Genomic DNA, 24986 nt, shown 5'->3' on the forward strand with positions numbered 1-24986 from the left:
CCCGCCCGCGGGGGGGGGGGGCGGGGGGGGGGCGCGGGGGGGGGGGGGGGGGCGCGGGCCCCGGGGGGGGGGGGGGCGGGGGCGCCCCCCCCCCCCGGGGGGGCGGCGGCCCCCCCCCCCCCCCCCCCCCCCCCCCGCCTCCAGGCCGGCACCTCCACCGCGTGACGCGTCCGCCCGACGCCCCACCTGCGTGTCCCCCGATCAGGGGTGGCCCGCCACCGAGAGTGCGCGGAACGTCCATCGGGGGACGCCGATCCTGTACCCCGCCCGGGCATCACGTGTTGTGTCGTAGGCATGGAACGACAGCCGGCCCACGAGACCGACCGCCCCGCCCCGCCGACGCGCGCGGCGGGAGCCGACACCAGTCGTTCCGACGCTCCGCACCGAATGGGCGACATGAACGTCGACGTCATCCTCCCCTGTCTCGACGAGGCCGATGCCCTCCCCGAGGTCCTGGGCCGACTCCCGCGCGGCTACCGCGCGATCGTCGTCGACAACGGCTCGACCGACGGCTCCGCCGACGTCGCCCGGGCCCACGGCGCCCTCGTCGTGACCGAACCGGTGAAGGGCTTCGGCTCGGCCTGCGCCGCCGGGGTCGCCGCCGCCACGGCCGAGTACGTCGCCTTCTGCGACGCCGACGCCTCGATGGACCCGGCCGAGCTCGTCCCGCTCGTCGCCCGCGTGGCCACGGGACACACCGACCTCGCCCTCGGACGCCGCGTGCCGACCACGCCGGGCGCCTGGGCACCGCACGCCCGGTTCGCGAACCGCGTCCTCGCGGTCCTCATGCGTCGCGCGACCGGGTACCGGCTGCGCGACCTCGGCCCGATGCGCGTGATGCGTCGCGCGGACCTGGTGTCCCTCGACCTGCGGGATCGCCGCAGCGGCTACCCGCTCGAGATGGTCCTCGCGGCGCACGCCGCCGGGTGGCGCGTCGACGAGTCCGACATCGGGTACGCGCAGCGCATCGGCGACAGCAAGGTCACCGGCACGCTCCGCGGCACCGTCAACGCCGTCAAGGACATGTCGCGTCTGCTGCGCGAGTACCGCCGGGAGGCGCGACCCACCGTCGTCGCACCCGCTCCGGTCCGCCACGTGGCCGGTCCCACCCACTCCGAGGAGGTCCACTCATGACGACCGACATCACCGTCGCGGTGGTCGCGAAGGAGTGCCTGCCCGGCCGGGTCAAGACCCGCCTGACGCCGGCGCTCACCCCCGAGGGCGCCGCGCGGGTCGCCGCCGCGAGCCTCGCGGACACGCTGGCGACCGTCCGCGCGCTGCCCGCCGCCCGACGGGTGCTGTTCTACGACGGCACGGTGCTGCCGACCGGTGCCGAGGGCTTCGACGTCATCCACCAGACCACGGGCGGCCTCGACGAGCGGCTCGGTGCACTGTTCGACGCCGTCGACGGCCCGACGCTGCTCGTCGGCATGGACACGCCGCAGTTCGGGCCGGCCGACGTCGCACCGGTGTTCGACGAGCCGCAGCGCGACGCCTGGTTCGGCCCGGCCGAGGACGGCGGCTTCTGGTCCCTCTACCTGCGCGACCCGGACGGCGACCTGCTCCGCGGCGTGCCGATGTCGCAGGACGACACCGGTGCGGTCCAGTTCGCCCGCCTGACCGACGCCGGGCTCGACGCGGGCACCCTCGGGGTCCTGCTCGACGTCGACACCGTGCCGGATGCCGAGCGCGTCGCCGACCTCGTACCCGACTCCGGGTTCGCCGCCGCACTGCAGGCCGAGACCACGGGGGCACTCCGATGACCATGGAAGCACCCGTCTCCTTCGGGGCCGGCGGTGGCGAACCGTACGCGCGTGCGCTCCGCACCGACGGTCGCATCCGGCTGACGGACACGTCCCGACCGGACCGGGCGGTCACGCTCGACGTCGGCCGCTGGAGCGCCGCGGCGGACCGCATCGACCGGTCGCTCCTCGACGGTGCGGACGGGCCGGTGATCGACATCGGCTGCGGGCCGGGGCGGATGCTCGTCGCCGCGAGCACCCTCGGCATCCCGTCGCTCGGCGTGGACGTCTCCGCCGACGCCGTGGCGATCGCCCGACGCTCCGGCGGGACGGCGATCCAGGGCTCGGTCTTCGACCCGGTCCCCGACGAGGGGCACTGGGACACGGCGCTCGTGATCGACGGGAACATCGGCATCGGCGGCGACCCGGCGGCCCTGCTCGCCCGGTGCCGCGAGATCGTGCGCGTCGGTGGCCGCGTGGTCGTCGAGACCCACGTCGACCGCACCGCCGACCGGGTGTACACCGCCCGCGTGGTGGACGCCGACGGCCACCAGAGCGCGGGCTTCCCGTGGGCCGAGGTGGGCGTCGACGCCCTGCTCGACCACGCCGAGACGGTCGGCCTCGTGGCGAAGCAGAGCTGGACCGCCGAGGGCCGGACCTTCTGCGAGCTGCTCGCCTGAGCATTCCTTCTTTTGTGTCATGCAAAAGAAGGAGGTAGTGTGGTGGTCATCAAGCCGACGGCGTCGCGGTCGCCGGCCCGGTGACCGACCACCCTCGGCACGACGACGAGGAGCATCCATGCAGAACCGTCAGAACCCCCTGGGCGGCGCGTACGTGACCGGCCTCGAGAACCGTGACGAGCTCGGCGCCTACGCGGTGGACGCCGCCTGGCGATCGATCGGCACCTACACCGGAACCGGGATCGGGCGTGCGCTCGGCCGGTTCGTCGACACGCAGTCCCGTCGGCCCGGTACCGCGACGTCCTCGACGCGAACGGCCACCGGTTCGCTGCGGACCGCGACGGGCTCGTTCCGCACGGCCTGACGCCGTCCCCGTACCGCGAGCGGTCGTCCACCCGGGGTGCCCCCCTTTCTCCCCGGTGCGGACGGCCGCTCGCTCCTCGTCCACAGGCGCGCTCGTCGTCCACAGGCGCGACGTTCCTGGGCGTGCCGACCCGCGCGATGCCAGGATGGACGCATGAACGACCGCGCCGGCACCCCCGCCACTGCAGACGACCTCGTCGACCTCGACGCCCTCATCGCCGCGTACCACGAGCGCGTCCCGGACGTCTCCGTCCCCGAGCAGAAGGTCGTCTTCGGCACCTCGGGCCACCGCGGCTCCTCGCTGGACTCCGCGTTCAACGACACCCACATCGCCGCGATCACGCAGGCGATCGTCGAGTACCGCACGTCGCAGGGCACCGACGGCCCGCTCTTCATCGGCCGTGACACGCACGCGCTCTCCGGCCCCGCCGAACGCACCGCGCTCGAGGTCCTCGCCGCCAACGGCGTGCACGTCCTCGCCGACAGCGAGAACGGCTACGTCCCCACCCCGGCGCTCAGCCACGCGATCATCGCGTACAACCGTGCCGGCAACGCGGACACGGCGGACGGCATCGTCATCACGCCCAGCCACAACCCGCCCCGCGACGGCGGCTTCAAGTACAACCCGCCGCACGGTGGCCCGGCGGACAGTGACGCGACGAGCTGGATCGCCGAGCGCGCGAACGCGATCATCGCCGGCGGCAACGCCGAGGTCCAGCGCACCGAGCACGCCTCGCCCGACCGCTACGACTTCCTCGGCGCCTACGTCGCCGACCTCGAGAACATCATCGACATCGACGCGATCAAGCGTGCCGGCGTGAAGATCGGCGCCGACCCGCTCGGTGGTGCGTCGCTCCCCTACTGGAACCGCATCCGCGACCACTACGGGCTCGACCTCACGGTGGTCAACCCGGACGTCGACCCCACCTGGTCGTTCATGACCCTCGACTGGGACGGCAAGATCCGGATGGACCCGTCGAGCCCGAGCGCGATGGCCTCGGTCGTCGCGCGGAAGGACGACTACGACGTCCTCACCGGCAACGACGCCGACTCCGACCGGCACGGCATCGTCACGCCCGACGGCGGCCTGATGAACCCGAACCACTACCTCGCCGTGGCGATCGAGTACCTCTACGCGCACCGTCCCGCCTGGCGCGACGACGCCGCGATCGGCAAGACCCTCGTGTCGTCGAGCATCATCGACCGCGTGGCCGAGTCCCTCGGTCGTCGCCTGTGGGAGGTCCCGGTCGGCTTCAAGTGGTTCGTCCCGGGCCTGATCGACGGTTCCGTGGCCTTCGGCGGCGAGGAGTCGGCGGGCGCGTCGTTCCTCCGCAAGGACGGCACCGCGTGGACCACCGACAAGGACGGCATCATCCTGGCGCTCCTGGCGTCGGAGATCATCGCGGTCACCGGCAAGACCCCGTCACAGCTGTACGACGAGCTGACCGAACGCTTCGGCGCCCCGGTCTACCAGCGTGTCGACGCCGCCGCGAGCAAGGAGCAGAAGGCCCGCTTGTCGAAGCTCGACGGTGACGCCATCACCGCCGAGACCCTCGCGGGCGACCCGATCACGGCGAAGCTGTCGAAGGCTCCGGGCAACGACGCGGCCGTCGGCGGCGTGAAGGTCGTCACCGACAAGGCGTGGTTCGCGGCCCGCCCGTCCGGCACCGAGGACGTCTACAAGATCTACGCCGAGAGCTTCGTCGGGCAGGAGCACCTCGAACAGGTGCAGCGCGAAGCCAAGGAGATCGTCGACGCCGCACTCGGGGCCTGAGGTCCCGCGCGGATGGGGTGGTTCGGCCGGAAGCAGGACGATCGGCACGACGAGCCCGCCCCGACGCTCGTGGTGCTCGCCCAGCGAGCCCTCGCCGAGCGCGGAATGGAGACCACGGTCGAGGTGCCGGCCGGTGAGCAGGCTCGCCTGGTCGGTACCGACGGCCGGGTCTTCCTGCTCGAGAACCTCGCGGCGCAGGTGCACGGCGAGACCCCGGACGTGCAGGCCGACATGGTCGCCGAGCACTTCGACCGGATGATCCAGGCGTACAGCGAGCCGGCACCCGAGGAGCTCGGCGCCGACGAACTGCGCCAGCGCATCCGACTGCGGATCCTGCCGGACCCCAGCGCGGACGGCGGCACGGGCCTCGGCGCCGGCCCGTCCGACCCCACCGACCTCGACTACGCCCGACCGTTCGCTCCCGGGCTGGTGCTCGGGCTGTGCGTCGACTACCCGACGATGGTGAGCACGCTGTCGGGTCCGACCCTGCCGCGGCTCGCCCTCGGCATCGACGAGCTCTTCGCCTTCGGGCAGCTGGGCACCGACGACGAACCGGTGGACGAGCACGCCGAGATCGCCCCCGGGGTCTTCATCGTCGAGGGCGAGTCCCTGTTCGTCGCGTCGAAGGCGGTCAACCTCCCGGCGCTCTTCGGCGCCGCCGGGTTCGGCACGGTGTTCGCGATCCCGCACCGGCACCTCCTGCTCGCCGTCCCGATCCGTGACGCATCGAGCATCACCTCGGTGCAGATGCTCGCCGGCCTGGTCGTGCAGGTGCTCACGGACGGCGAGCACGGCCTGCCCGGCGGGGTGCTGAGCCCCCTGCTGTACTTCTCGCGTAACGGCCGGGTCAGCGCGGTGTCCGGCTTCGACGACGAGACGGGCGCGATGCGCATCGAGGTGGACGAGCGGTTCCAAGAAGCCCTCGAACAGGCCGCCGCAGCGTCCTGATGCACCGCACGCCACGCTCCGGCGTACTGTGACGGCGTCGGGAGCGCTCACGAGGACGTTCCGACAGACGCCACCGAAACCGGTGCCGGTGCTGCCGATCCACTCAGGAACCCACTCCGGCGCGACCCTTCACCTTGCGGCAGATGTAACTTTGCAGCCAGCGCAAAGTTTCCGGGAGACCCTGCACATGACCCAGACCGCGACCGCACCCGCGGCACCCACCACCTCGTCCAACGCCGTGATGAACCACCGGCAGATCCTGCTGGTCATCTACGGCCTGATGGCGGGGATGTTCCTCGGTGCCCTCGACCAGACGATCGTCGGTACCGCGATCCGCACGATCGGCGACGACCTGCACGGCCTCGACCAGCAGGCCTGGGTGACGACCGGCTACCTCATCGCGTCGACGATCACGACGCCGATCTACGGCAAGCTGTCCGACATCTTCGGCCGGCGTCCGCTGTTCCTCACGGCGATCGGCATCTTCATCGTCGGGTCGTTCGCCGCGTCGTTCTCGACCTCGATGCTCATGCTCGCCGGCTTCCGCGCGCTGCAGGGCCTCGGTGCCGGTGGTCTGATGTCCCTGCCGCTCGCCATCATGGGCGACATGCTCGCCCCGCGCGAGCGCGCCAAGTACCAGGGCTACTTCCTGGCGGTCTTCGGCATCTCGAGCGTCATCGGCCCGCTGGTCGGCGGTGTCTTCGCCGGGGCGGACCAGCTGCTGTTCATCGCCGGGTGGCGCTGGGTGTTCCTGATCAACGTGCCGATCGGCATCATCGCGCTCTTCATGGTGCTGACGTTCCTGCACCTGCCGAAGTTCGGCGACCGCGGCAAGCCCCGGATCGACTGGTGGGGCGCGACGCTCGTCATCGTGACCCTGGTGCCGCTGCTCCTCATCGCCGAGCAGGGCCGCGAGTGGGGCTGGGACTCCCCCGGCGCCTTCGCCTGCTACGCGATCGGTGCGCTCGGGCTCATCGCGTTCATCATCGTCGAACGCGCGATGGGCGACGATGCGATCCTGCCGCTGAAGCTGTTCGGCTCGCGGGTGTTCTCGATGTCGGCGATCCTGTCCGTCCTCGTCGGCTTCGGCATGTTCGGCGCCATGCTCACCATCCCGCTGTACCTGCAGATCGTGAAGGGCGTCACGCCGACCGAGTCCGGGTTCGCGATGCTCCCGATGGTGCTCGGTCTGATGATCTCGTCGATCGCCTCGGGCCAGATCATCTCGCGGACCGGCAACTACCAGGTCTTCCCGATCACCGGCACGGCGTTCACGGCCATCGGGTTCACCGTCCTGACGTTCCTCACCGCCGACCGCCCCCTCTGGTTCCTGATGCTCGGCATGTTCGGCATCGGCCTCGGGCTCGGGCAGCTCATGCAGACCCTGACCCTGGCGGCGCAGAACTCGGTCAGCCCGCGGGACATCGGTGTCGCGACGAGCGCCGCCACGTTCTTCCGCCAGATCGGCGGCACCATGGGCACCGCCGTGCTGCTGTCCGTCCTGTTCACGCTCATGCCGACGAACATCACGACGGCGATGCAGAACGAGGGCGACCTGAAGAGCGCCCTGAACGCCGCACTCACCCCGTCGGTCGCGAACGCGTCGGACAACAAGGGCGTGATGGACCAGATCTGGAACAAGATCGTCGACCCGGTGCAGCAGAACGTCCAGGACGGTCTCGACAAGGGCGCCGCCCAGGCCAAGGAGGCCGCGGACGCCGCCGTCACGAAGCAGGTCACCGCTGCCGTCCAGCAGCAGGTCGCGGCCGGCACGGTCCCCGAGGCCTCGGCGGACACGGTCATCGCCCAGCAGGTCGCCGCCGCGAAGCCCGCCGCCGAGCAGCAGGCACTCGAGACCGCCGCGTCGAAGGCGAACGCCGAGGTCGTGGACGGCACGCTGCAGGTGGACTACTCGAACGCCGACCAGCGCCAGAACGTCGTCGACGAGGTCGCTCCGACGCTCGTCGAGCAGCTCAAGAGTGGTGACTCGAGCGCGAGTTCCTCGACCAGCTCGTCGACGAGCGACACGTCGTTCCTCAACGGCGCGGACAAGCGCCTCACCCGGCCGTTCCTCGTCGGGTTCAGCGACTCCGCCGTGGTCGTCTACTACGTCGGCCTCGCCGTGATCCTGCTGGCCTTCGTGCTCACCTGGTTCTTCCGCGTGCCGCCGCTCCGCAAGGTCTCGGCGCTGCAGGAGCAGGCGAACACCGAGCGCGCGGACAACGAGCGGGCGACCGCCGACGCGGACCGCCTGACCGTGGACGCCCAGCACGCGGCCGCCCGGACGGGATCGCTCGTCTCGCCGGACACCGGCTCGATGGCGGTCGTGCCGACCTCGCCGGACGTGGTCTCGCAGCCGCGCTCGGCCGGTTCCGCGGTCGGTGTCGGTGTCGGTGTCGGTGTCGGTGTCGGGCAGTCGACGACCCGGTCGGGCGGAGCAGCCGGCGGTGCCTCCACCGTCTCCCTCGACGGCACCCGCGCACCACTGCCCGACGCGACCACGCACGGCGCGCACTCCGCCGCCGCGCCGGTCGACGAGCCACCCACCACCACGGGCGCGATCCGCACCCGAGCCGCACACGCCGCGACGGACGCGACCACGGACACCACCGGCGGCGACGCTGCGGAGGCGAGCCGCGCCTCCAGACCCGACGAGCACGGGCACGGGCGTCACTCAGCCGAGTAGCGACGTGGTCAGCCCGTCGATGCGTCCGACGGGCTGACCACGTCGAACGACGCCCCCGGCAGCCGTCGGCGCATCACGTCGACGGCGACCGGGTTGTCGTCCACGAGCACGAACCGCCGGCCGAGCGCGCGGGCCACCGCACCCGTCGTCCCACTGCCGGCGAAGAAGTCGAGGACCCAGTCGCCCTCGCGCGACGACGCCTGCACGATGCGGCGCAGCACGCCCTCGGGCTTCTGCGTCGGGTAGCCGGTCTTCTCCCTGCCGGTCGGGGACACGATCGTGTGCCACCACACGTCCGTCGGGAGCTTGCCGCGCTCGCGCTTCTCGGGTGTGACGAGCCCCGGCGCCATGTAGGGCTCACGGTCGACCGCCTCGGAGTCGAACCAGTACCGCGACGGGTCCTTGACGTAGACGAGGATCGTGTCGTGCTTCGTCGGCCACCGTGACCGGGACTTCGCACCGAAGTCGTACGCCCAGACGATCTCGTTGAGGAAGGACTCCCGGCCGAACAGGGCGTCGAGCAGGACCTTGGCGTAGTGCGACTCGCGGTAGTCGAGGTGGAGGTAGAGGGTGCCGTCCTCGGCGAGGAGCCGCCACGCCTCGAGCAGCCGCGGTTCGAGGAACGACCAGTAGTCCTCGAACCGGTCGTCGAAGCGCATGAGGTCGCCGCGGACCCGCTCGTAGGAGCTTCCTCGGAAGCCCGTCACCCGCTCACGTCGGCGATCGGGAGCTGCGGCCTCGTCGGCGACCGTCGGCTCGCGGACCGCGGCGCTCGCGTGCCGACGCTGGTAGCGGCCGGTGTTGAACGGCGGGTCGAGGTACACGAGCGTGAACGAGCCGTCCGCCAGGGTCGGCAGGACGTCGAGGTTGTCGCCGAGGACCACCCGGTCCGGTCCTCGATCGTCGCCGCTGTGCACGGGACCATTCTGGTCCACGCGGCGTCCCGTCCCCGCGGAGCCCGCGGGCCGGGCTCAGCCGCAGGTCACCTGGGAGATCGTCGCGTCGTCGTCCGGCAGCCACGCGCCGCCGGCCCAGACGTCCACCGGTTCGCCCGCGCGCAGTGCCGTCGCCACCACGAGGTCGTGCGGACCGGGCAGCGTCGCGACCTCCTCGTCGACGGAGAACTGCACGGTCGCCGAGTCGCAGGACGCCTCGGGGGTGACCTCCCACCCGGCGCAACCGTAGTCGACGCAGCCGTCCGGCCACGAGCCGTCGGCGTCCTCGGCGTCGGAGTCGAGCGGGCTCCGGGTCAGCGCCACGGCGTGCTCCGTTGCGGTGGAGCAGGTGACGTCGCGGATGCCGCCCCACTCCTCGGCCCCCTGCTCGGTGAGGACGAGCGGTCGCCCGGAGGTCAGCACGACCGTGCGGGTGTCGGTGCGCACGTCGTCACCGCTCTCGGTGGCGGAGAACCCGACCGTGACCTGGGCCGGCCCGTCGCACTCGCTGTCGATCTGCCACGCCCAGCAGCCGTCCGCGAAGTCGATCGCTCCGCAGGTCGCCTGCCACGTCTCGTCGTCGCCGATGAACGACGCGGTGACCGTGCCGTCGTCCGAGGTCCACGGTGCCTGGTCCCCCGCGTCCGGTGTGTCCTGGTCCGGTGCGTCGTCGTCCGGGCCGCTGTCGTCCGGGACGCTGCCGTCGGGTGCGGTGTCCTGGAGTCCGTACGCGAGCGTCTGCCCGTCGCTCTGCAGCGCACGGACGACCGGGTCGACGGCCGTCGTCGCGCCGACGACGAGCAGGAGCGCGGCGGCACCCGCGGTCACGGCGACGACCGTACGGGTGCGGTGGCGCAACGGCGAACGCCGCGGTGCCGCGTCCGCCGCCACGGCGAACGGCCGCACGGTGGGCAGCCCCCACGCCGCCGCCTCCCAGGCGGCCACGGCTGCGTCCTCATCGGGCTCCGGGAACGCCGCCCGCGCCCGCGCCGGGACCTCCGTCCGACGCCACACCGCCGCATCGTCCCGGATCGAGGCCGCGGTCCGGTCAGCGAGCTCGCCCGCCCGCGCGGAGCACACCACCAGCACCGCGATCCCGGCCACGAGCGGCAGGAGTCCGACCACGGCCAGACCACCGAGCGCCGCGACGACGATGACCGCGGCGAGCGCGAGGAGCGCCACCACGAGGCCGATCCACTGCGCGACGCGGAGGCGGCGAGCGGCGGCCGGCACGTAGCCCCGGAACGACCGCGGGACCGGGGCCCAGAAGCGCCAGCTCTCGGGTGCGGGCGGGATCCCCGGTGCGGGCGACCACCCCGGTGCGGGCTCGGCGGCCTGGTGCAGTTCCACCCACTCGGCGGAGGGTGTCGGCCACCCGGGAGGCGTCCGGAAGCGGAACGGCGGGGTCGTCTCGTGCTGCACGATCAGACCCTAGCCCGGCGTCCAGCGCGCACACAGGCCCTTCTTCGGGAGGGGCGTAGCGTCTGCTCCATGGCGACACCCGAGGTCCGGAACGACACCGACAAGCAGCAGTACTCCCTCGTCGAGGACGGTGAGGTGATCGGCTTCGCGGCGTACGAGGTCGACGGCGACGAGATCCGCTTCGTCCACACCGAGGTGGACCCCGCGCACCGCGGCGGTGGTCACGCCTCGATCCTCGTCGAGCACGCGCTGGACGACGTCCGCTCGGGGTCCTCGCGCCGGGTCGTCCCGCAGTGCAGCTACGTCGCGGCCTGGATCGAGCGGCACCCGGACTACCAGGAGCTCACGACCCGCTGACGCGGCCCGCGCGTTGCCGGCTCCCGCCAGGACGGCTCGTCAGTACGACCGGTCGTGCGTCCCGGCCCGCACCGCGTGCCGACCGGCGCTGCGCACCGCCGGCACCTTGATGAGGACACTCCCGCTGAGCAGGTCGTGGTCGTCGTCCGCCGGCGTCGGTGCCTCCCTCGGGAGGCGCGACTGCCGTTCGTACTCCGCTTGCGTCTCGTGACGGGTCGGCGCGAACACCTCGTCCATCATCGAGACCACACCGCCGGATCCGCCGCTGCGCGTGGCCTTGTTCGACAGGTCGATCCACCCCACGCGATCGGCGATCCACATCACGACGGCCGCGGCGGCCACCGCCCCCAGGAGGATCAACCAGTTCACGCACACGACGCTACGTCGGCGATCGGACGGGGACATCCGCCGCGCGGAGGATTCTCACGATCCACATGGGTCGTTCTTCAGGACGACACCCACACTGGTCCTGCGGCCGCCCGGAACCCCCCTCTCCGGGCGGCCGACCACGTGCGACCAACCACGGGGCCGGACGCGTTCCAGCGCTGCGTGCCAGGATGGCGACGTGCTCGACGACGCAGACCGGGACCTCATGCGGGCGTTCGCCCGCTACATCGAGAAGGCGAACGAACTCGCCGCCGCCGAACAGCAGGCGGTGACCACACCGATCGGTGAACGGATCGGCGCCCACCTCGGCGTCGACCCGCAGTCCGTCCCCGTGGTGACCGAGGAGTTCCCCGACCACCGCCTCGTCGACGCCGACATCGCCCTCGAGGAGCTCGCCGGCACCGACCCTGACGCCCTCGTCGGCATCGCGGGCGACGACAGCCGGTTCCACAGCTCGGTCAGCGAGTTCATCGCGAACCCCCACATGCGGTGGGCGCCCGGCCCCGTGAGCTACGCCACCCGGGCCACCGGTGCCGACACCACCCGTCGGGTCGTGTCGTTCGGCCTCCGGTTCCTCACCTTCGACGGCGCTCCGGTCGCGGTCGTCCAGCGGTCGGCCAAGCCGGAGTACGGCCGTGGCCGCGCCAGCCTCGAGATCCTGTCGCCAGACCAGGACGCCGCCACCGCGTTCCTGCTCCGCCTCCGTGCCCTGATGATCGAGCGGAGCGTCCTGCGCGGGCAGGTCCTCTCGTTCGTGCAGTCCGAGTACGGGTCCGATGCCGGGGCGACGTTCCTCCGCCGGCCCGAGGTCGACGCCGACGACGTCGTCCTCGGCGCGGGCGTGCTCGACGAGGTGGTCGACCACGTCGTGGGGATCGGCGAGCAGCGTGCGGCGCTCCTCGCGGCCGGACAGCACCTCAAGCGCGGTGTGCTCCTCTACGGCCCTCCCGGGACGGGCAAGACACTCACGATCCGGCACCTCCTCACCCGGACGACCGGGGTCACCGCGATCCTGCTCACCGGCTCGAGCATCGCGGCGATCGGTGCCGCGGCCGAGATCGCCCGGACGTTCCAGCCGTCACTCGTCGTGATGGAGGACATCGACCTCGTCGCGATGGAACGCCACAGCTCCCCGCAGCCGCTGCTGTTCGAGGTGCTCGACGCCCTCGACGGGCTCGACGGCGACGCGGACGTCGCCTTCGTGATGACCACGAACCGGGTGTCCGTGCTCGAACGCGCCCTCGCGGACCGTCCCGGCCGGGTCGACCTCGCCGTGGAGATCCCGCTCCCCGCCCTGCCCGAGCGCGTCCGGCTCTTCCGTCGGTACGCCGGCTCGCTGCCCTTCTCCGAGGCCGCCCTCGCCGAGGCGGCCGAGCGTGCCGAGGGCACGACGGGCTCCTTCGCCAAGGAGCTCATGCGCCGGAGCGTCCTCGGTGCGGCCCTGCGCGGTGCCGAGCCCGCGGACGTCGACCTGCGTGCAGCGCTCGACTCGCTGCTCACCGAGCGGAGCGCCCTGACCCGGAAGCTGCTCGGCACGCGCTCCGACGACGACACCGATGACACCGGCGAGCCCGACGACGACGAGGAGGACGACGCCGAGCACGAGGTCACCTTCAGTGGCTCGTACGTCGCGCCCGTGAACCAGGCCTTCCTCCGCCCGGGCCAGTCGTCGGGAGGCATCGACCTCGTCCTCCGCGCCCCCGCCGACGACGACGACACCGGCGACGACGAGGACGATCAGCCCAGGTCGTAGGTCCGCTGTCCGGCCTCGAACCTCAGGGGACGCGCTCGAGCCACTCCCGCGTCGCGAACTTCGACGCCACGAGCTCCTGCGCCCGCCGCCGCTCGTCCGCGGTCACGTGCCCCTCGTGCGCCCCGTACAGCTTCGTGAAGGTCGCGATGAGCCGGTCGATGATCTCCGCACGGGTGAGGCCGGTCTGCGAGCGCAGCGGATCGACCCGCTTCGCAGCCGAGGTCGTCCCCTTGTCGCTCATCTTCTCGCGACCGATGCGGAGCACCTGCACCATCTTCTCGCCGTCCATGTCGTAGCTCATGGTGGCGTGGTGCAGCAGCGATCCGGTGCCGAGCCGCTTCTGTGCTGCGCCGCCGATCTTGCCCTTGGTCGACGAGATGTCGTTGAGCGGCTGGTAGTAGGCCTCGATGCCGAGGGACTTCAGCGCCTCGATCACCCACTCGTCGAGGTAGGCGTACGAGTCGGCGAAGGTCATGCCCTGCACGAGGTCGGTCGGCACGTACAGCGAGTACGAGATGATCGCGCCCGCGTCCATGAACATCGCGCCGCCGCCGGAGATCCGACGGACGACCTCGACGCCGTACTTCGCGGCACCCTCGGGGTCGACCTCGTTCTTGAGGGACTGGAACGACCCGATGACGACCGCTGGCTGGTCCCACTCCCAGATGCGCAGGGTCGGGCCGCGGCGTCCGGCCCCGACCTCTTCCGTGAGGACCTGGTCGAGCGCGAGGTGCTCGTTCGGGCTGATCGGCCCCTCGTGGATGATCTCCCAGTCGTACTCACGCCAGGTCGACGCTCGCGAGAGGGCACGGCGGACGGCGACCCCGACGGACTCGGGCGTGAAGCCGAGCAGGACGGCGTCCTCCGGCAGGGCGGCACGCACGGCGGCGGCGATGCCCGCGGCATCGGTCGTGGCCGGCAGCCCGTCCACGGCGGCGTCGATGAGCGGCAGCGCGTCGTCCGGTTCGAGGAAGAAGTCCCCGGCGAGACGGAACTGGTCGATCACCCCGTCGACGACCTCGAGGTCGACGACGACCAGCTTGCCTCCCGGGACCTTGTACTCACCGTGCACACCACGAGCCTACGCCGCGTCGGACGGGAGGCGCGGGGCGGCGCCGCCCCGCGCCTCCTGGCCGTCAGCCGGTACCGTCTCAGGACGTGCGCGCGACCGCCCGGTCCAGCCACGCGACCAGGTCCGCGACGACCTCGTCGCGGTTGGTCTCGTTGTAGACCTCGTGCCGCGCCCCCTCGTACACCCGCACGGTGACGTCGGAGAGCCCACCGCGCCGCCGGTAGGCCCGCGCGAGGCGCTCGACCGACCGCGGGCCGCCGAGCGAGTCCTCGGAGCCGACCTGCAGCAGCATCGGCAGGTCGTGCGCGATGCCCCGACGCGGAACCCCGAGCAGCCGGAGGGCGTCCCGCAGCCCGAAGAGGCCGATGACGTCCGCCTCGACCGCGAGCGGGTCGGCCGCGACGGCCTCGATGACCGCCCGGTCCCGGGTGAGCCACTCGAACTTCGTCGGGCCCGAGCCCGCGTGCCGGGCGTTCAGGTCGCCGCTGTTCATCCACCCCGGCAACCGGTACGCGCTCGCGGAGAGGACGACCCCGTCGTAGGACCCGGACGACGTGTTCGCGATCCGCTGGGCCATCAGCGAGCCCCACGAGTGGCCGAGCAGCACGAGTGGGACGCCGGGGGTGTCCTCGCGCGCGACGGCGCTCATCTGCTCGACGGCCGCGATCGCGGCCCGCAGGCCCCCGGGGCCGAGCCGTCCGAGCTTGGCGTGGTCGCCGTCCCACTGCGCGAGGCCGGTCCGACCGTGCCCGCGGTGGTCGTTCGCGTGCACGGTCCAGCCCGCGCGGACGAGGTCCTGCGCGAGCGGCTCGTACCGGAGTCCGTGCTCGCCGACCCCGTGCGCGATCTGCACGATGCCCTTCGGACGCGCCGCACGCCAGGTCGAGTAGACGATCTCGACGCCGTGCGCGTCGGTGAACGAGGCGTCGCCTCGCGCTGCGGAGAAGGTGGGCACGTGAGCATCCTCGCAGACGGGTCGGACGCAGCCAGGTGGCCGCCGGTGTTCACCCGGCGTTCACGCAGCGGGTTCGGAGCAGGCCTAGCGTCTCGCGCATGGACGTCCTCGTCACCGTCGTGCTGGTGATCGTGGTGGCCCTCGTGTTCGACTTCACGAACGGCTTCCACGACACCGCGAACGCCATGGCCACATCGGTCGCCACGGGTGCCCTCAAGCCCCGCACCGCCGTGCTCATCTCCGCCGTCCTCAACGTGGTCGGCGCGTTCCTGTCCACCGAGGTCGCGAAGACCGTCTCGCAGGGCATCATCCGCGAGGGGCAGGACGGCATCCACATCTCGCCGACCATGATCTTCGCGGGACTCGTCGGCGCCGTCCTCTGGAACCTCGCCACCTGGTACTTCGGCCTCCCGTCGTCCTCGACGCACGCGCTCTTCGGCGGGCTCATCGGCGCGTCGATCATCGGCGCGGGCCTGAACTCGGTCGACTGGGCGACGGTCGTCTCGAAGGTCGTCCTGCCGGCCCTGCTCTCCCCCGTCATCGCGGGCGTCATCGCCCTCGTCGCGACGTACATCGCCTACACGCTGACGAAGAACGCCACCACCCACGGTGCAGCCACGGGCTTCCGGCACGGCCAGACGATCTCGGCGTCGCTCGTGTCGCTCGCCCACGGGACGAACGACGCGCAGAAGACGATGGGCGTCATCACGCTCACCCTCATCGCCGCGAACTACCAGTCCGCCGGCACCGGACCGGCGCTCTGGGTGATCCTGGCGTGCGGCCTCGCGATCGGCCTCGGCACCTACATGGGCGGCTGGCGGATCATGCAGACCGTCGGCAAGAAGATCTCCGACGTGCAGTCCCCGCAGGGCTTCGCGGCGGAGACCAGCTCGGCGGCGACGATCCTCGTGTCCTCGCACCTCGGCTTCGCGCTCTCAACCACCCACGTCACGAGCGGCTCGGTGATCGGCTCCGGCCTCGGCAAGAAGCTCGCCGACGTGCACTGGTCGGTCGTCGGTCGCATCGTCGTCGCGTGGGTGATCACGCTGCCCGCGGCCGCGGTCGTCGGCGCCCTCGCCACCTGGGTCGCGTCGACGTCGACCATCGGGCTCGTCCTGGTCGCGGCGCTCGCCCTGGCCGCCGGACTGGCCTTCTACGCGCTGGCCAAGCGACGCCCGGTCTCGCACGAGGACATCACCGCGGACGAGGCCGAGCGCGAGCCCGTCGCGGCCCGGAACTGAAGGAGACGACGATGGACATCGACTTCACCAGCATCGGCACCGTCGCGGGGGTCGGCTTCGTGGCCGCGGTCGGCGTGGTGCTCCTCTACACGCTCGGGCTGCGGCTGCTCGGCACCGGCCAACCGGTCGACGCCGGGGGCGAGCACACCCAGTACGCGCAGGAGACCCCGAGGTCCGGCCACACGCCCCCGCTCGCGCTGGCGGGTGCCGGGCTGTGCTTCGCGGTCTGCATCGCTGCCGTGCTCTTCGGCATCTGGATGACGATCCCGCAGTTCCACTGAGCGCCGCGCGGGCGCGCGGGCGCGCGCTTGGTGAGCAGAAATGGTCGGGTCCGCACGCCGGGCCCGACCATTTCTGCTCACCATGCGTGACGGGAGGCGCGGCTCGCGTGGGCAGACCCGCTCACGCCCGCCGCGCCTCCCGTCCGACGGCCCGGGGCGCGCGGACGCCCGCGCACACCGCAGGCGCGCCCAGGCGCGCGCTTGGTGAGCAGAAATGGTCGGGTCCGCACGCCGGACCCGACCATTTCTGCTCACCATGCGGCGCCCGCGCGACGCGCACGGACGCAGCGCCTCAGTGGGCGCTGTAGCCGCCGTCGACCAAGTGGTAGCTGCCGCTGATGAAGGACGCCTTGTCGCTGAGCAGGAACAGCACCAGGGCCGCGACCTCGGCATCGGTGCCGAGGCGCTGCGCCGCGTGCTCGGCCTCGAGCGCGGTGAGCGCCTCGGGCGAGAGCGACGCGCGCACGAGCGGCGTGTCGATGAAGCCCGGGCCGACCGCGTTCGTCCGGACGCCCTGCGCCGTGTACTCGAGGGCGGCGACCTTCGTCAGACCGACCAGCGCGTGCTTCGACGCCACGTAGGCGGCGTTCTGCGCGATGCCGACCGAGCCGAGCACCGACGACATGTTCACGATCGCGCCACCGCCGGCGGCGACCATCGCGGGGATCTCGTAGCGGAGGCCGTAGAACACCCCGTCGAGGTCCACCGCACGCACGCGGTCCCACGCGGCGACGTCGTACTCGCCGATGGGCTGCGGTGCGGCGCCGATGCCGGCGTTGTTCACCGCGAGGTGCAGGGCTCCGTAGGTGTCCACGGCGAACTGCACCATGCGCTCGTTGTCGGCGGCGACGGCCGAGTTGGCCTCGAACGCACTCGCCATCCCGCCGGTTTCCTCGATCGACGTCACGACCCGCTGTGCGGCGTCGAGCTTGATGTCGGTGACGACGACCGTCGCGCCCGCAGCGGCGAGCTCCTTCGCGACGGCCTCGCCGATACCGCTGCCGCCACCGGTGACGATGGCGACCTTGCCCTCGAACTCGGACATGATTCCTTCTCTCTGGACAACACCTGTTGTTCAAAAGCACGATACACCCGAAAACCAGTTCGTTCGCTGAACTAATTTGCTAGGCTAACGACCTGTGACCGACGCCACCGACCTCCGCATCGCGGTGAACCGCCTCTCCCGCACGCTCCGTGCGCAGAAGGCCGACACCACCGTCAGCGATGCCCAGTTCTCCGCGCTCGCCCGACTGCACCGCGACGGCCCGATGACCCTCGCCGAACTCAGCCGGCAGGACGGCGTCACCCCACCGTCGATGACGAAGACGATCGCCGTCCTCGTCGAGCGCGGCCTCGTCTCGAAGGGCGACCACGGCGACGACCGCCGCAAGGTCCTGCTCGGGGCGACCGGCACCGGTGCCGCGTTCGTCGAGGAGACCCGTCGTCGTCGGGACGGCTGGCTCACCCCGCGGCTCGCCGAGCTCACCGACGCAGAACGGCGGACCCTCGCGGACGCCACCGAGATCATGAGGAGGCTGGCCCAGCAGTGACCGCCATGTTCCGCTCCCTGTCCGGCCGCAACTACCGCATCTGGTTCGCCGGCGCCCTGGTGTCCAACGTCGGCACCTGGATGCAGCGAACCGCCCAGGACTGGATCGTCCTGACGAAGCTGTCCGACAACGACGCCATCGCGGTCGGCATCACGATGGCCCTGCAGTTCGGTCCGCAGCTGCTCCTCCTGCCGCTGACCGGGCTCGCCGCCGACCGGTTCGACCGGCGCAAGATGCTCATGCTGACGCAGGGGCTGATGGGCGCCCTCGGCCTGGGGCTCGGCATCATGGCGCTGACCGACACCGCCACGATCTGGTCGCTCTACGGGTTCGCCCTCGCGCTCGGCATCGTCGCCGCGTTCGACACCCCGATCCGCCAGGCCTTCGTGTCCGACGTCGTGCAGGGCGAGAACGTCGCCAACGCCGTGGCGCTCAACTCGGCCTCCTTCAACGCCGCCAGGCTCATCGGCCCCGCGGTCGCCGGCGTACTCATCGCGGCGATCGGCTCCGGCTGGGTGTTCGTCATCAACGCCGCCTCGTTCCTGGCCGTGCTCATCGCGCTCCGCTTCGTCGACCCCGCACAGCTCGCCGAACGGATCCGGCCGAAGCGCGGCAAGGGGCAGATCCTCGCGGGCTTCCAGTACGTGCGGACCCGACCGGACATCATCGTCGTGCTCTGCATGATCTTCGTCGTCGGGACCTTCGGCGTGAACTTCCCGATCTTCACCTCGACCATGGCCCGCGTCGAGTTCCACAAGGGGGCGGGCGAGTTCGGCCTGCTCAACTCGGTCATGGCGATCGGTTCGGTCGCCGGCGCCCTGCTCTCCGCACGCCGCGACCGCCCGCGGATGCGCACGCTCGTCGTCGCCTCCGCCGGGTTCGGCCTGGCCTGCGTCGCGGCCGCCGTCGCCCCGACGTACTGGTCGTTCGCGATCGTCCTGGTGTTCGTCGGGCTCGCGTCGCTGACGTTCATGACGACCGCGAACGCCCTCGTCCAGACCACCACGAAGCCCGCGATGCGCGGGCGGGTGATGGCCCTCTACATGGCGATCTTCGCGGGCGGCACCCCCATCGGCGCCCCGATCGTCGGTGCCGTCGCCGACGCGTGGGGTCCACGCTGGGCCATCGCCGTCGGCGCGGCATCGGGGTTCGTTGCCCTGGCGATCGCGCTCGTGTGGCTCATCCGGTACGAGCGCTTCCGGGTGCGGTACGACGCGGACACGCGGCTGCACCTGGCGATCACGCACGCGGTGCCGGTCGTGGGGACCCGCGCGTCGCGCGCGGCGCTGCGGCAGGACCTGGAGCGCGACGAGGCAGTCGCGGACCGGTCCAGCGCGGTCTGACGTGACCGCCTGACGGACGGGAGGCGCGGGTCGGCCCCGCACCGCGCCTCCCGTCCGTCGTCACATCGGTCCAGGGCGCGGTCGGGCACGCGGGTTCGGGCGCGGCTCAGCGCGCGGGTTCGGGTGCGGCGAAGACGCGTTCGTCGAGGGCCTGCACCACCAGGTCCGCCGCCGCCGCGAGCCGCTCCCCCGCGGCGCGGGCTGCCAGCACCGCGCCGTCGTCGGACACCGACTCGAGACCCGCCCGGGTGCCCGCGAACGCACGCACCTCGTCGGCGATGCACGACGGCGCCACGTCGGCGAGGCACTCGTCCGCCCGCCGCGCGAGGAACCGCAGCGACCGCGGACTGTGCTCGTCCAGGAGCAGGAACGCCGCAGCGTCCTCCGGCCCGGGGGTGTGGTGGTCGCGGCCGCGCTGGAACGCCTCGCCGGCGCCGCACGCCCGGAGCGCCGTCGTCCAGGACGCGCCCGACTCCGGGTCGAGCAACCCCGAAGCGAGCAGTCGCGCCGTGGCCGAACACCGCTGCAGCGCACGGCCGAGCGTGAAGAACTCCCAGACCTCGTCGTGGCTCGCATCGGCCTCGACGACCCCGATCGCCAGGGCGCTGCGCTCCCGCACCCACGCCAGGAACTCGTGGGCGCGATCGGGTGCGACCTTGCGGGGCATCCGCGACCGGGTGACGTTGAGGCAGTCCCACAGTTCGGTGGAGACGACCTCGCGGGCACGCCGGGCGTTGTCCCGCGCGACCGCGACGGCCGACGCGATGGACGCCGGTTCGTGCCGGTCGAGGGCGAGGGAGTCGATCGTCGAGGCCCGGTCCGGGTCGTTCGCCGGTCCCGCGGCCCCCACGACCGCCCGGAGCTCGGCGGCGACCGCCCGGTCGTGCTCGACCCCGGCGGGCTCACCGCGGGCGACGTACACGTCGAGCATGCGCGCGACGACCTCGGCCCGTTCCACGGCGCTCCCGACGTGGAACACGCTCCCCGCGAGTCGGCTCAGCACGTCGGCTCCTGCATGCCGTGAACCTACTGACCGGGGATTGCGAGGGTGTTTCGTCGCCGCGTCACGGGTGTTGCGGCTCGGCGCGGACCCCGCTGGTGCGCCCGTTTGCCGTGTCGGATCCTGGACGTCCGGCGTGCGTCCGCGGTCCACTCTCCGCGCTCGCTAGACAATCTAACTAGAGCGTCTAGCATTGTGACCATGAGTACCGAGGTGACGACGAGCGCCGCGGGGTTCTGGTACGGCGAGGATTCCCGGGTCGACGCGGTGGACGTGCTGAACGCACTCCGCAGGTACCGGAGCGCCGAGAGCGCGGCACAGCGACGCGCGCGTGAGGCACTGGGCATCGGCGAGAACGCCCTGCTCGCCCTCCGCGCACTCCTCGACGCCGAAGAGGCCGGCCGCACGGTCAACGCGAAGGACCTCGCCGAGCACCTCGACATCACCCCGGCGTCGACGTCGGCACTCGTCGACCGGCTCGTCCGGAGCGGGCACGTCGAACGCCACCCGGACCCGAACGACCGTCGCGGCGTCATCCTGACCGCGTCCGGTGGCTCGATGCGCCAGGTGCTCCGGGTGATCGACCAGCTCGACTCCCGCGCGGTCGAGGCGACCGAGCACCTGTCGACCGACGACATGGCCGTCATCGTGTCGTTCCTCGACGAGATGGTCCGCGTCGTGGACGGCGTCGACGTCGCCGGTCGTGGGCACCGCGTCAGCCGGTCCGCGTAGCCTGCTCGCATGGCAGACACGGGCACCGACGGCACCGCGACGCCCGCGCCGCACGACCCCGAGGACGACATGCCCCTGGCGGAGCTCGACGCCCGGGCCCGCGCGGACGCCGCACTCCGTCGGATCCAGGCCGGGGCCGATCCCGCGCGCGAGGCGTTCGACCTCGCCAACACGATGAACGACGAGACCGTGGGGCGCCTGACGAACGCGCTCCGACGGTTCCTCGGACGGGACGGGCGCCGCACGGCCCGGCGTGACGACCTGCGCTAGAACGCCGTGCCGACGGCAGCGATGTCGTCGCCGCCGTGTCCCGCAGCGCTGGCGTCGGCATAGACCCGGCCCAGTGCGTCGAGCAGGACCGTCGACACCCCCGTGCTGCGCGCGGCGTCGGTGATGAGGCCGATGTCCTTCCGGAGACCGTCGAGCGCGAACTGCGCCGGGAACGATCCCTCGATGATCGACCCGCCCTTGGCGTGCGCGTAGGCCGAGTCGCTGGCGCTGCCGTCGATCGCCTCGAGGAAGAGCGCCGGGTCCAGCCCGAGCGACTTCGCGACCGCGAGCGACTGCCCGGTCGCGGCCGTGATCGACGCGATCCAGGCGTTCGCCGCGAGCTTGAGCGCGGTCCCGGCACCGACCTGGTCCCCCGCACGCACGGTCTTCGCGCCGATCGCGTCGAGCACCGGGTCGATGCGGTCGAGCACGTCCGCGGGTCCGGCGGCGAGCATCGTCAGGGTGCCCTGTTCAGCGGGTGCCTTGGTGCCGAGCATCATCGCCTCGACGAGGGTGATCCCGTACTTCGCGGCGAGCTGCACGACGGTCTCGGTGCCGGCGACGCCGATCGTGGAGCACTGCACCCACACGGCGTCGGCCGGGGCGTCGCCCGCGGAGGCCTCGAGGACGTCCACCACCGCGTCCGTGTCGAAGAGCGTGAGCAGCACGACCTCGGCATCGGCCACCGCTGCACCGGGGTCGCCCGCCACGGTCGCACCCTGCTCACCCAGCGGAGCGGCCCTGTCGGCGCTCCGGTTCCACACGGTCACCGTGTGACCTTCGCGGAGCAGCGACCCAGCCACCCCGGCACCCATCGCCCCGGTCCCCAGTACCGTCACCCGCACGCGCGTCTCCGTCCCTGCGCCGCACCGTGCGGTCGCCCGTTCGACGGTACGCGCCGTCGGTCAGAGCAGTCCGCGGTCCCGGAGCCACACCGCCGGATCGACCGCCACCCCACCGTGGAGGACCTCGAAGTGCAGGTGCGACCCGGTCGAGACGCCGGTGTTCCCCACGGCACCGATGCGCTGCCCCGCCGTCACGGTCTGCCCCACCCGGACACCGATCTGGGAGAGGTGCCCGTACCGGGTCCGGGAGCCGTCGGCGTGCTGCAGCAGGACCTGGTTGCCGTACCCACCGAAGACCCCGGCGGACACCACGCGTCCGGACATCGCCGCGACGACGGCCGTCCCCTCGCGCGCGGCGAAGTCGAGCCCCTGGTGGTTCGTCGAACAGGCGCCGCAGCCGCTGACCCACCGCGAGCCGAAGCCGCCCGCTGCCGGGATCGTCCCCGCGACGGGCCTGGCCGCCGAGGCGCCGGGAGCCGCCTCGGACGTCGGAGCCGCTGCCGCACGACGCTCGGGTGCCCGGCCGATCGCGAAGCCGTCCCGCTCGGCGCGGGCGGTCGACGTCGCCGAGGTCGTGTACTCCTGCACGTCGAGCGCCGGGAGCACCGACGTCGCGCTCGCTGCGGTCGCCGTCTGCAGTGTGGCGACGGTGACGAACAGGCACGCGGCGACGGCGGTCGCGGTGAGCGGGACGGCCCGTGCGGACGCGAAGGCCGAGCCGATCGAACGGAGCGGCAGCGTGATCGCCTGGGTGACGGCGTGCCCGAGGGCAGTGGGGCGGATCGCGGGCGTCTCGGTGCGCAGCGTCCGTCGCGACGGCAGGGACTGCGGGTTCCCTGCGCTGGTGGAGACCGGGGCGGCGGGAGGGGACACCGCCGCCCCGGTGGTCGAGTGGGAGACGGCTCCGGTCGTCACGGTAGGGGACACGACCGGGACGGCCGGCGGGGCCGACGCAGCCCGGCGGGCCGACGGGGCAGACGGCCTGGCTGCCGGCGGGGTCGACGGCTCGGACGCCGATGACGTCGGCGCGGGCGGCGATACGGACGCCGCGGGGAGGTAGGGATGCCGGACGCTGGCGGTGCCCGGAACGTCGGTGCCCTGCGTCTCGATGCTCGGAGCGGCGTCGCGCAGCGGCGTGGTGCCGGCGCTGGTGCGGGTGCCGGTGCCGGCGTCGGCGTCGGCGTCGGGCGCGGTGGTCGGGTCCGCCGCCGCACGCTCCGCCGCACGGCGAGCACGACGGGTGGGGAGCGGCTCGACCCCGGCCGGGGCGTTGGCCGCGTGGCGAGCGGCGCCCCGCGGGCGCATCGGCAGGCGGTCCGTCGTCGTGGACATCGGCTTCGTCGAGGGCCGGCTCAGGCGCGGACGACGCCGTCGCGGGCGATGCGGTCGAGCTCGGTCACGACGGCGTCCACCACGGCGCGGGTGATCGCGTCGGCGACGGCCTCGACCAGGACGAGCTGCTCCGGAGCCACCGCGTGGGCGGTCGTCGCGGCGACCACGGGCGTCGGGATGGCCTCGATCGCGGCGACGAGCGACGCCGGGACGAACACGGGCCCCTGCGGCTCGACCGGAGCGGTCATCGGCGAGGTCGGCGCGGGGGCGAAGGTGGCCCGGGAGATGGTCGGCGCGCTCGGCGCTGCCGGTGCCGCCGGAGCGGGGGTCGGCCGTTCGGCACGGCGGGCGATGGAGTCGAAGAGCGGCGTGGAGGACATGCTGCTTGCCTTCCGATCAGGTGGTCGGGCGTCCCGTTCTCGGGCGGGACGCGGTCGGAGTGTGCCCCTGGGCACGACTACATTCAACCACCAGTATTTCAGATGTGCAATAGCATGTTTCGTGTATGCGCTCGTCAGTCGGGCTCGACCGCGGCCGTCGGGTCGTCGCGTCGGAGGACCTGCCGCACCCGTTCGACGATCGTCGCCGGCGGGTTGTTGTAGGCGTTCGCGGGCTCCTGCCCGCTGAGCTCCTGGATCGCCGCCATCACGGCGTCCGTCGCGTGACGACGAGCCCGGCCGGACGAGGCCTCTCCGAAGCCGGAGAGGTCGAGCGGCGTACCGAACTCGACCGTGACCTTCGCGAGCTTCGGGACGCGCGACCCCACCGGCTGGACGTCCTGGGTGCCGGTGAGGGCGACAGGCACCACGGGTGCACCACTCGTCAGGGCCAGCCAGGCCACTCCGGTGCGGCCCCGGTAGAGGCGGCCGTCGAGGGACCGGGTGCCCTCGGGGTAGATCGCGAACGCATCGCCGGCCCGGAGCCGCTCGAGCCCGAGGTCGAGGGCCTCCTGCGCCGCCGAGCCCGCACCCCGCTCGACACCGATCGCGCCGATGCCCTCGAAGAAGCCCCGCGTCACCGAGCCCCGGAAGCCCTTGCCCGTGAAGTACTCCTTCTTCGCGAGGAAGAACACCTTCCGCGGGGCGAGGAGGCCGATCGTCGGGGAGTCGATGAACGAGCGGTGGTTGCTCGCGAGGATCACCGGGCCACGCTTCGGGATGTTCTTCCGACCGATGATCCGCGGCCGCCAGATCATGCGAGCGAGCGGCGCCACGAAGGCACGGCTCAGCGTGGTGTACTTCGACGATCCGGACACACGGGCCTCCTCGTGACGGGAGTCTCCGAGTGTAGTGATCACGACCCCGATCGCATGCCCGCC

26 protein-coding genes are annotated in these 24986 nt (G+C 72.3%); 15 read left to right on the forward strand and 11 right to left on the reverse strand.

The genetic code is table 11. From position 1 onward, the window contains the following. The first annotated feature begins 387 nt into the window (after window positions 1-387). The 7 genes from ACIPEP_RS10995 to ACIPEP_RS11025 all read left to right on the forward strand — a co-directional run bounded on the left by ACIPEP_RS10995 (window position 388) and on the right by ACIPEP_RS11025 (window position 8193). Window positions 388-1134 carry a glycosyltransferase family 2 protein gene (locus ACIPEP_RS10995; RefSeq protein ID WP_071295069.1) on the forward strand — a complete coding sequence of 249 codons (747 nt, stop codon included), beginning with the start codon at window positions 388-390 and terminating at the stop codon, window positions 1132-1134. Continuing rightward, window positions 1131-1763 (forward strand): DUF2064 domain-containing protein, encoded by a 633-nt coding sequence (locus ACIPEP_RS11000; protein WP_402717272.1) that lies wholly within the window; start codon window positions 1131-1133, stop codon window positions 1761-1763. Before ACIPEP_RS10995 ends, ACIPEP_RS11000 begins: the two co-directional genes overlap by 4 nt. After that, window positions 1760-2422, forward strand: a complete 663-nt coding sequence (locus tag ACIPEP_RS11005) for a methyltransferase domain-containing protein (protein WP_402717273.1) — start codon at window positions 1760-1762, stop codon at window positions 2420-2422. Before ACIPEP_RS11000 ends, ACIPEP_RS11005 begins: the two co-directional genes overlap by 4 nt. Window positions 2423-2540: 118 nt before the next feature. Continuing rightward, entirely contained in the window at window positions 2541-2786 is a 246-nt protein-coding gene (locus ACIPEP_RS11010) for a hypothetical protein (RefSeq protein ID WP_402717274.1), read from the forward strand. A 153-nt stretch (window positions 2787-2939) separates the two neighbouring features. Beyond that, entirely contained in the window at window positions 2940-4559 is a 1620-nt protein-coding gene (gene pgm / locus ACIPEP_RS11015; RefSeq protein ID WP_071295065.1) for a phosphoglucomutase (alpha-D-glucose-1,6-bisphosphate-dependent), read from the forward strand. A 12-nt stretch (window positions 4560-4571) separates the two neighbouring features. After that, entirely contained in the window at window positions 4572-5507 is a 936-nt protein-coding gene (locus ACIPEP_RS11020; RefSeq protein WP_402717275.1) for a hypothetical protein, read from the forward strand. Window positions 5508-5694: 187 nt separating this feature from the next. Continuing rightward, window positions 5695-8193, forward strand: a complete 2499-nt coding sequence (locus tag ACIPEP_RS11025; protein WP_402717276.1) for an MDR family MFS transporter — start codon at window positions 5695-5697, stop codon at window positions 8191-8193. Window positions 8194-8201: 8 nt separating this feature from the next. Here ACIPEP_RS11025 and ACIPEP_RS11030 read toward each other — a convergent pair whose 3' ends face one another. Together ACIPEP_RS11030 and ACIPEP_RS11035 are read right to left on the reverse strand one after the other, a co-directional pair. Next, on the reverse strand, window positions 8202-9110 hold the full coding sequence (locus tag ACIPEP_RS11030; protein WP_402717277.1) for a DNA-methyltransferase: 909 nt from the start codon (window positions 9108-9110) through the stop codon (window positions 8202-8204). 54 nt (window positions 9111-9164) lie between these two features. Beyond that, on the reverse strand, window positions 9165-10550 hold the full coding sequence (locus tag ACIPEP_RS11035) for a hypothetical protein (protein ID WP_402717278.1): 1386 nt from the start codon (window positions 10548-10550) through the stop codon (window positions 9165-9167). A 69-nt stretch (window positions 10551-10619) separates the two neighbouring features. Here ACIPEP_RS11035 and ACIPEP_RS11040 point away from each other — a divergent pair, with 69 nt between their 5' ends. Then, window positions 10620-10907, forward strand: coding sequence for a GNAT family N-acetyltransferase (locus ACIPEP_RS11040; RefSeq protein ID WP_070416961.1), 288 nt, complete (start codon window positions 10620-10622; stop codon window positions 10905-10907). A gap of 39 nt (window positions 10908-10946) precedes the next feature. Here ACIPEP_RS11040 and ACIPEP_RS11045 read toward each other — a convergent pair whose 3' ends face one another. Continuing rightward, window positions 10947-11276, reverse strand: a complete 330-nt coding sequence (locus tag ACIPEP_RS11045; protein WP_139199469.1) for a hypothetical protein — start codon at window positions 11274-11276, stop codon at window positions 10947-10949. 196 nt (window positions 11277-11472) lie between these two features. On the opposite strand from ACIPEP_RS11045, the gene ACIPEP_RS11050 reads away from it, so the two are divergent. Then, window positions 11473-13047: an AAA family ATPase gene (locus ACIPEP_RS11050; RefSeq protein ID WP_402717279.1), complete on the forward strand. Its 1575-nt coding sequence runs from the start codon at window positions 11473-11475 to the stop codon at window positions 13045-13047. A 22-nt stretch (window positions 13048-13069) separates the two neighbouring features. On the opposite strand, the gene ACIPEP_RS11055 is transcribed toward ACIPEP_RS11050, so the two are convergent. After that, entirely contained in the window at window positions 13070-14119 is a 1050-nt protein-coding gene (locus ACIPEP_RS11055; RefSeq protein ID WP_070416964.1) for a biotin/lipoate A/B protein ligase family protein, read from the reverse strand. A gap of 79 nt (window positions 14120-14198) precedes the next feature. Then, entirely contained in the window at window positions 14199-15074 is an 876-nt protein-coding gene (locus ACIPEP_RS11060; protein ID WP_402717280.1) for an alpha/beta hydrolase, read from the reverse strand. 98 nt (window positions 15075-15172) lie between these two features. Between ACIPEP_RS11060 and ACIPEP_RS11065 the strand changes: the two genes are divergently transcribed. Both ACIPEP_RS11065 and ACIPEP_RS11070 read left to right on the forward strand, forming a co-directional pair. After that, the gene (locus ACIPEP_RS11065; protein ID WP_402717281.1) at window positions 15173-16315 is read left to right on the forward strand and encodes an anion permease; all 1143 of its coding nucleotides are present in this window, start codon (window positions 15173-15175) and stop codon (window positions 16313-16315) included. Between the two features lie 11 nt (window positions 16316-16326). Beyond that, window positions 16327-16596, forward strand: coding sequence for a hypothetical protein (locus ACIPEP_RS11070; RefSeq protein WP_071303526.1), 270 nt, complete (start codon window positions 16327-16329; stop codon window positions 16594-16596). A gap of 292 nt (window positions 16597-16888) precedes the next feature. Here ACIPEP_RS11070 and ACIPEP_RS11075 read toward each other — a convergent pair whose 3' ends face one another. After that, window positions 16889-17641, reverse strand: a complete 753-nt coding sequence (locus tag ACIPEP_RS11075; RefSeq protein ID WP_402717282.1) for an SDR family NAD(P)-dependent oxidoreductase — start codon at window positions 17639-17641, stop codon at window positions 16889-16891. A 94-nt stretch (window positions 17642-17735) separates the two neighbouring features. Here ACIPEP_RS11075 and ACIPEP_RS11080 point away from each other — a divergent pair, with 94 nt between their 5' ends. Together ACIPEP_RS11080 and ACIPEP_RS11085 are read left to right on the forward strand one after the other, a co-directional pair. Further along, window positions 17736-18146 carry a MarR family winged helix-turn-helix transcriptional regulator gene (locus tag ACIPEP_RS11080; RefSeq protein WP_402717283.1) on the forward strand — a complete coding sequence of 137 codons (411 nt, stop codon included), beginning with the start codon at window positions 17736-17738 and terminating at the stop codon, window positions 18144-18146. Between the two features lie 5 nt (window positions 18147-18151). Beyond that, on the forward strand, window positions 18152-19489 hold the full coding sequence (locus ACIPEP_RS11085; protein WP_402717323.1) for an MFS transporter: 1338 nt from the start codon (window positions 18152-18154) through the stop codon (window positions 19487-19489). A 106-nt stretch (window positions 19490-19595) separates the two neighbouring features. On the opposite strand, the gene ACIPEP_RS11090 is transcribed toward ACIPEP_RS11085, so the two are convergent. After that, a complete protein-coding gene (locus ACIPEP_RS11090) occupies window positions 19596-20492 on the reverse strand; it encodes an alpha-E domain-containing protein (RefSeq protein WP_402717284.1) in 897 nt (298 codons plus the stop codon). Between the two features lie 198 nt (window positions 20493-20690). On the opposite strand from ACIPEP_RS11090, the gene ACIPEP_RS11095 reads away from it, so the two are divergent. Then, window positions 20691-21221, forward strand: a complete 531-nt coding sequence (locus ACIPEP_RS11095; protein ID WP_070419236.1) for a MarR family winged helix-turn-helix transcriptional regulator — start codon at window positions 20691-20693, stop codon at window positions 21219-21221. 9 nt (window positions 21222-21230) lie between these two features. Then, complete coding sequence (locus ACIPEP_RS11100) at window positions 21231-21491, forward strand: hypothetical protein (protein ID WP_229087417.1); 261 nt, start codon at window positions 21231-21233, stop codon at window positions 21489-21491. Here ACIPEP_RS11100 and ACIPEP_RS11105 read toward each other — a convergent pair. The 4 genes from ACIPEP_RS11105 to ACIPEP_RS11120 all read right to left on the reverse strand — a co-directional run bounded on the left by ACIPEP_RS11105 (window position 21488) and on the right by ACIPEP_RS11120 (window position 24923). Then, window positions 21488-22336, reverse strand: a complete 849-nt coding sequence (locus ACIPEP_RS11105; protein ID WP_402717285.1) for an NAD(P)-dependent oxidoreductase — start codon at window positions 22334-22336, stop codon at window positions 21488-21490. The two genes, ACIPEP_RS11100 and ACIPEP_RS11105, sit on opposite strands and share 4 nt — an antisense overlap. A 60-nt stretch (window positions 22337-22396) precedes the next feature. Then, window positions 22397-23668, reverse strand: coding sequence for a peptidoglycan DD-metalloendopeptidase family protein (locus ACIPEP_RS11110; protein ID WP_402717286.1), 1272 nt, complete (start codon window positions 23666-23668; stop codon window positions 22397-22399). Between the two features lie 20 nt (window positions 23669-23688). Further along, complete coding sequence (locus ACIPEP_RS11115) at window positions 23689-24048, reverse strand: hypothetical protein (protein ID WP_402717287.1); 360 nt, start codon at window positions 24046-24048, stop codon at window positions 23689-23691. A 134-nt stretch (window positions 24049-24182) separates the two neighbouring features. Next, entirely contained in the window at window positions 24183-24923 is a 741-nt protein-coding gene (locus tag ACIPEP_RS11120; protein ID WP_070416975.1) for a 1-acyl-sn-glycerol-3-phosphate acyltransferase, read from the reverse strand. Window positions 24924-24986 lie beyond the last annotated feature (63 nt).

Origin of the sequence: Curtobacterium sp. NPDC087082 (assembly GCF_044745045.1) — a bacterium.
Lineage (GTDB): Bacteria > Actinomycetota > Actinomycetes > Actinomycetales > Microbacteriaceae > Curtobacterium.